The following is a 5,892-nucleotide window of genomic DNA, read 5'->3' as shown; positions in this document are numbered from 1 at the left end:
GGTTAACGGGGGATGTTTTTAGCGGTGCAACAAAAAGTATAACCGCTTCAATAAGGTTTATTGAACGAGGGCTTTGCAAGAAATAAAAAATGAATGCTTATGAAAGAGGTAGGTAGGCGTTCTGCATTTTTTTTCGGCCGGTTGCTGTTTAGCCCCTGGCGAAGCGGCATCGCTGAAGCGCAGCGAAAGGATACAGCGAAGAACGGGAGCATACGTTAATAGTTCTATTGGCCCCGCGCTTCAAAAACAAATCATTATTTTTTGAAAAGTAGATTAGTTCTTTTTGATGTCTGCTAACTTAGTTCTTTTTGATGATCAATTGTTATCACTTAAATAAAATATAGCTGTCATGAAAAGAAAATTAGTAATGGGTTTATTAACGCTGGCCTTATTTGGAGGTGCAGCCTTAACTGTAAATGCTCAAGAAAAGAAAAAAACTGAAGTAGGTAAAGCATTAGATCAAACCGGTAAAGCAATTGGTAAAGGTGCTAAATCTGTAGGTAATAAAACTGCCGAAGTAGCAGTAAAAGGCAGTTCGAAAGTTGCAGATAAAACCTGGAAAGGTAAAATGGCCCCAGATGGATCTAATGTTTACATCAATGCGAAGAATGAAAAATATTATGTAAACTCGAAAGGTGCTAAAATCTGGTTAAAACCTAGTCAGATTAAAAATAGACCTGAGCCTAAGAAATAGAAGAATGTAATTTAAAGAAGTCAAGTTTTTAAAACCTGACTTCTTTTTTATAAACAAAACGGAGGGTTTAATCTATACTATCGTACCATACAGATCGAAATCTTCAGCCCTGTCTATCTTCACATTAACAAAGCTTCCGTTGGCGGCATAACCTGTAGCTGCATCGATTAAAACTTCATTATCAACCTCAGGTGAATCGAATTCGGTTCTGCCAACAAAGAAATCGCCTTCTTTTTTATCTACCAGCACCTTGAAGGTTTTGCCTACTTTTTCTTGATTAATATCGAACGAAATACCTTGTTGTATTTCCATAATATCATCAACACGTTGTTGTTTTACTTCGTCAGAAATATCATCAACTAAGGTATGTGCATGTGTTTTTTCTTCATGCGAATAAGTAAAGCAACCCAAACGATCGAATTTGGTTTCTGCAACCCATTCCTTCATTTCTTCGAAATCATGTTCAGTTTCGCCAGGATAACCACAGATTAGCGTGGTACGCATGGCGATGCTTGGTACTTTATCACGGATCTGATTGACTAAATCGATGGTTTTTTGTTTGGTGGTACCACGGCGCATCGATTTTAACATATTATCGGTAATGTGCTGTAATKGCATATCCAGGTATTTGCAGATGTTATCGCGCTCATTCATGGCATCTAAAATTTCCATGGGGAAACCAGAAGGGTAGGCGTATTGCAAACGGATCCATTCGATTCCGGGAACATCTGATAAACGACGCATCAACTCATCCAACTTGCGTACACCATAAAGGTCTAAACCATAATAGGTAAGGTCCTGAGCAATTAAAATCAATTCTTTTGTGCCGTTTTTAGCTAGTATTTTAGCCTCGTTAACCAATTCTTCCATTGGTTTACTCAAGTGTTTGCCACGCATTAATGGGATGGCACAGAAAGAACACGGACGGTTACAGCCTTCGGCAATTTTAAAATAAGCGAAATGAGAAGGAGTGGTGAGCAAACGATCGCCAATAAGTTCGTGCTTGTAATTGGCACCTAACTCAGGTAAAATATTCTGTAGATCGTTAGTGCCGAAAAAAGCATCAACGTTGGTGATTTCTGATTCAAGTTCGGGTTTGTAACGTTCAGATAAACAACCTGTAACCACTACTTTGCCAATTTTACCGGCTTCTTTTAGTTCGCTGAACTGTAGAATGGTATCGATTGATTCTTGTTTAGCATTATCGATAAAACCGCAGGTGTTAATTACAACGATATCATCTTTGCCCATCTTGTCTGATTCGTGCACAACATTTAAGTTGTTGCCACGCAGCTGCCCCATCAATACTTCCGAATCGTATATGTTTTTTGAACAACCTAATGTAATTACATTAATTTTAGGTTGTTTAATTGCGCTTTTACTTCTTACTATTTTGGTATTCATATTATATGTGATTTCACCGATTATCAAATGATTTAGGCGATAATCTTTTTTATTGATTATGAGATAATTGCCTCTGTTTTTTTGCTAAACAGATAACCGTTTTACTTCGCAACTTGTGTTGCCAAAGTTAATCAATAATCCTGTTTTAATTTTGCTGGCTTTTAAGTATGATATAAGTTGACTTTGAAACAACTTAGGTTGGTACCCTGTTACTGATTTTAATTCCACAATTACTTTATCCTCAACAAAGAGGTCGCATCTAAATTTTCCAATAATTATATGCTCAAATACAACATTAAATTCTTTTTCTGCGACGTAATTTAAACCTGCCTGTTGGAGTTTAATCTTTAAGGCATTCACATAGATTTTCTCCAAAAAGCCTGGGCCTAACTGATTATGAACTTCATAGCAACAGCCTATAATCGTTTGTGTTAGCGTATCTTTTTCATATTCGATCATATATAAATCTATATAAAACTGTTAAATCTACCAATCGGTGTAATCACCTAAATCGGTGGAATCAACCACGAAGTGAATTGTAGACTAAATCCTCAGTGGAATCAAACGCTTGCGCCTATTTAAACAAACTATTCACAAACTCTTTCTTATCAAAAAGCTGTAAGTCGCCAATTTTTTCTCCTACTCCAATATATTTAACAGGAATCCTGAACTGATCTGAAATTCCGATTACTACACCACCTTTTGCTGTTCCGTCTAATTTTGTAATGGCCAATGCATTAACATCAGTAGCTTCGGTAAACTGTTTGCACTGTTCAAAAGCATTTTGTCCGGTCGAGGCATCTAACACCAATAAAATTTCGTGCGGTGCACCTGGTACTACCTTTTGCATCACCTGTTTAATTTTACCCAACTCATTCATCAAACCGATTTTGTTGTGTAAACGTCCGGCAGTATCAATAATCACTACATCTTCGTCGTTAGCAACAGCCGATTGTAGGGTATCAAAAGCAACTGAAGCAGGATCAGAACCCATAGCCTGTGCCACAACCCTCACGCCGACACGTTCGCCCCAGAGTTTAATCTGGTCAACGGCCGCAGCTCTAAAGGTATCGGCTGCACCTAATACTACTTTAAGACCGGATTCTTTAAGTTTGTGGGCCAGCTTTCCGATGGTAGTGGTTTTACCAACACCATTTACGCCAACCACCATAATTACATAAGGTTTATGATCGCCGTATTCGAACTGGCGGAAATCGTTACTGTTGTTTTCGGATAAAAGTAACTGGATTTCATCACGAAGGATAAAATTTAGTTCTGAGGTATTGAGGTATTTATCTTTGGCAACACGTTCTTCGATACGTTTGATAATTTTTAATGTAGTACTTACACCAACATCAGAAGTAACCAAAACTTCTTCCAGATTATCGAGCACTTCATCATCAACAGAAGATTTTCCTGCTACAGCTTTGGTAATTTTATTAAAGAAACCGTCTTTAGTTTTCTCTAAACCTTTATCCAGTGCTTCCTGAGCTTCAGGTGCAGTTTCTTTCTTTTTGAAAAAATCGAATAAACCCATATCTAAATTTTTATATAACAAAAAAAGCCCTTCCGGTTAAAACGGAACGGCCTTTAATATTTTTAATATTAAAAAATATTAACCTTATTTAGATGCAATAGCATCTTTTACGTGGTCGTTGTGTACGATAAGTTCTTTGAATGAGTAAGCACCAGTTTTTGGTGATTTTACCATTGTAATTACTTTCGAATATTCTTTACCTGTACCTGTTTTAAGGGTTGCAACTACTTTCTTTGCCATGTTCTTATAATTTTAATTATTAGATTTGAGATATCAGACACTAGATTTGAGACTTGCAAAATGCTTTAGTCTTTAAGCTTTGGTCTTTTATTCTTAACCTATTTAATTTCTTTATGTACGGTTACTTTTCTCAATACTGGATTGAATTTTTTCAATTCTAATCTTTCAGTAGTGTTTTTACGGTTTTTGGTAGAAATATATCTAGACATACCTGGCATGCCACTTTCTTTATGTTCAGTACATTCTAAAATAACCTGAACTCTGTTACCTTTTTTTGCCATTTTAATATAAATTGAAAACTGTTAATCTCAACAGTTAATGTTTTTTACAAAAATCCTTTTTTTACGAAACGGTTAATTGCTTCGCTAATGCCCACTTTATTGATGGTTTTAATCGCTGAAGTAGAAACTTTCAACGTAATCCAACGGTTTTCTTCAGGAATATAAAATTTCTGAAGTTGTAGGTTTGGGTAAAATTTGCGTTTGGTTTTAACGTTTGAGTGAGAAACGTTGTTACCTACCATTGCTTTTTTTCCTGTTAAATCACAAACTCTTGACATGACTTGTAAATATAGTTGTTAATATCGTCCGCTTAATTTTTTTAAGAGTGTGCAAATATCTGAATAATAATTGTAAACAGCAATAGCGTAGCTAATTATTTTTATAATTAATATTTATGGGCGGAAAAGGTTTGTGCAATTTTTGTTAAAGCCAAACCTTAAATTCTTCCTATATTACATCTATTTAAAATAAATATTTCTTATCAAACGTTTGATATTCATTTTGATACGATTAGACTATTTCTCCTTATTATTATTTATTTAAATTAGCCCCCACTAATCCAAAATATAGAACAAGCAATGCAAATTACATCTTTTAAGCAATACGAAGAAGATTATAAGAAAAGCGTAGAAAACCCAGAACAATTTTGGGGCGAAGTGGCGCAAAACTTTCAATGGCGCAAGCCTTGGTTCAAAGTATTATCATGGAACTTTAACGAACCAAATATCAAGTGGTTCGAAGGCGCTAAACTTAATATTACCGAAAATTGTTTAGATCGGCACTTAGCTGCCAATGGAGATAAACCAGCTATTGTTTGGGAACCTAATAATCCAGAAGAAGAAAGTGTTACTTATACTTATAAAATGTTGCACGAACGCGTTTGCCGTTTTGCCAACGTTTTAAAACGTAATGGAGCAAAAAAGGGCGACCGTATTTGTATTTATATGCCTATGGTGCCCGAGTTGGCTATTGCTGTTTTGGCCTGCGCAAGAATTGGTGCCGTTCACTCGGTTATTTTTGGTGGATTTTCTGCTAAATCTATTGCCGACAGGATTAACGATTCGCAATGTAAAGTAGTGATTACGGCCGATGGTTCTTATCGTGGCAATAAACAGATTCCTTTAAAAGATGTAATTGACGATGCCTTAATTGGTTGCCCAACCGTAGAAAAATGTATCGTGTTAACCCATATCCGTACACCTGTTTCGATGCTGAAAGGCAGGGATGTGTGGTGGGAAGATGAAGTTAAACACGTAAATGATATTTGTGAAGCGGAAGAAATGGATGCAGAAGATATGCTGTTTATTCTCTACACATCTGGCTCTACCGGAAAACCCAAAGGTGTGGTACATACCTGTGGTGGTTATATGGTTTATGCCGGTTATACTTTTTCGAATGTATTTAACTATCAGCCTGGTGAGGTTTATTTTTGTACAGCCGATATTGGCTGGATTACCGGTCACTCTTATATTGTTTACGGACCGCTTTCGCAAGGTGCTACTTCGGTTCTTTTCGAAGGTATTCCTACTTATCCAAGCCCATCTCGTTTTTGGGATATTGTAGAAAAACATAAAGTAAATACTTTGTATACTGCTCCAACGGCTATCCGCTCATTAATGAGTTTTGGTGAAGACCCATTAAATGGCAAAGATTTAAGCTCAATCCGCGTTTTAGGGTCGGTAGGAGAGCCGATCAACGAAGAAGCTTGGCAAGCCGATCAACGAAGAAGCTTGGCA

Annotated in this window: 8 protein-coding genes; 2 read left to right on the top strand and 6 right to left on the bottom strand. The window is 36.5% G+C overall.

What is annotated here, in order from left to right:
* Window positions 1–349 precede the first annotated feature (349 nt).
* Window positions 350–694, top strand: coding sequence for a hypothetical protein (locus AC1DPQ_RS15465; protein ID WP_477610097.1), 345 nt, complete (start codon window positions 350–352; stop codon window positions 692–694).
* Window positions 695–766: 72 nt separating this feature from the next.
* On the opposite strand, the gene rimO is transcribed toward AC1DPQ_RS15465, so the two are convergent.
* From rimO to rpmB, 6 genes are all read right to left on the bottom strand, one after another.
* On the bottom strand, window positions 767–2,098 hold the full coding sequence (rimO, locus tag AC1DPQ_RS15460; protein ID WP_477610096.1) for a 30S ribosomal protein S12 methylthiotransferase RimO: 1,332 nt from the start codon (window positions 2,096–2,098) through the stop codon (window positions 767–769).
* An 84-nt stretch (window positions 2,099–2,182) separates the two neighbouring features.
* The gene (locus AC1DPQ_RS15455; RefSeq protein ID WP_477610094.1) at window positions 2,183–2,557 is read right to left on the bottom strand and encodes a GxxExxY protein; all 375 of its coding nucleotides are present in this window, start codon (window positions 2,555–2,557) and stop codon (window positions 2,183–2,185) included.
* Window positions 2,558–2,672: 115 nt separating this feature from the next.
* Complete coding sequence (gene ftsY, locus AC1DPQ_RS15450; protein WP_057932079.1) at window positions 2,673–3,635, bottom strand: signal recognition particle-docking protein FtsY; 963 nt, start codon at window positions 3,633–3,635, stop codon at window positions 2,673–2,675.
* 84 nt (window positions 3,636–3,719) lie between these two features.
* On the bottom strand, window positions 3,720–3,875 hold the full coding sequence (locus AC1DPQ_RS15445; RefSeq protein ID WP_010599808.1) for a DUF4295 domain-containing protein: 156 nt from the start codon (window positions 3,873–3,875) through the stop codon (window positions 3,720–3,722).
* A 98-nt stretch (window positions 3,876–3,973) separates the two neighbouring features.
* On the bottom strand, window positions 3,974–4,156 hold the full coding sequence (rpmG, locus tag AC1DPQ_RS15440) for a 50S ribosomal protein L33 (protein ID WP_010599807.1): 183 nt from the start codon (window positions 4,154–4,156) through the stop codon (window positions 3,974–3,976).
* A 44-nt stretch (window positions 4,157–4,200) separates the two neighbouring features.
* Entirely contained in the window at window positions 4,201–4,434 is a 234-nt protein-coding gene (gene rpmB, locus AC1DPQ_RS15435) for a 50S ribosomal protein L28 (RefSeq protein ID WP_025145121.1), read from the bottom strand.
* A gap of 300 nt (window positions 4,435–4,734) precedes the next feature.
* Here rpmB and AC1DPQ_RS15430 point away from each other — a divergent pair.
* Window positions 4,735–5,892: AMP-binding protein (locus tag AC1DPQ_RS15430; protein ID WP_477610092.1), on the top strand; the 1,158-nt coding region annotated here is incomplete at its 3' end.

It is taken from the genome of Pedobacter sp. 01T416_2 (assembly GCF_056398925.1).
The sequence above is the reverse complement of the archived record's forward strand: the minus strand, read 5'-3'. Positions and strand labels throughout refer to the sequence as shown.